Origin of the sequence: Nonomuraea montanisoli, assembly GCF_013363975.1 — a bacterium.
Taxonomy (GTDB): domain Bacteria; phylum Actinomycetota; class Actinomycetes; order Streptosporangiales; family Streptosporangiaceae; genus Nonomuraea; species Nonomuraea montanisoli.
On sequence record NZ_JABWGN010000048.1, the window covers coordinates 1 to 707 of the forward strand.

The 707-nt window shown below is 73.7% G+C and carries 1 protein-coding gene; it reads left to right on the top strand.

From position 1 onward, the window contains the following. The coding region (locus tag HTZ77_RS44910) for an SDR family NAD(P)-dependent oxidoreductase (protein WP_175595918.1) at window positions 1–707 on the top strand (707 nt) is incomplete at both ends.

Here is a 707-nt window from a genome sequence, read left to right on the forward strand (position 1 = left end):
GTGTCGTACGGGGTGGAGTGGGTGGAGGTCGCGGCCGGTGGCGTCGCGGGTGTGGGGGCGCCGTCGGTGGTGTGGTGCGTGTCAGAGGAGTCGGACGTGCCGTCGTCGGTGCGGGTGTTGACGGGCCGGGTGCTGGAGGTGGTGACGGGACAGGCTGCCGAGCCGGTGGTGTTCGCGACGCGGCCGGGTGATGTGGCGGCGGGTGCGGTGTGGGGGTTGGTGCGTTCGGCGCAGTCGGAGCAGCCGGGCAGGTTCGTGCTGGCCGAGGTGGAGGAGGGGTTCTCGGACTGGGGGCGGGTGATCGCGACCGGGGAGCCGCAGGTGCGGGTGGCGGGGGACAAGATCCTCGTTCCGCGTCTGGCCCGGCGCGGTCAGGAGAGCCGGCAGGACCTGGAGCAGATCTCGGGTGCGGTGCTGGTGACGGGCGGTACCGGTGGTCTGGGTGCTCTGGTGGCGCGGCGGTTGGTGGAGCGGCATGGGGTGCGGGAGCTGGTGCTGGTCTCGCGTCGCGGGGCTGATGCTCCGGGGGCTGGTGAGCTGGTGGCGGAGCTGTCCGGGCTGGGCGCCGACGTGCGGGTGGCGGCGTGTGACGTGGCCGACCGCCGGGCGCTGGCCGCCCTGCTGGACGAGATTCCGTCGCTGGGCGGGGTCGTCCACACGGCTGGTGTGCTGGACGACTCGGTGGTGGAGGGTCTGACGCCGGAGCG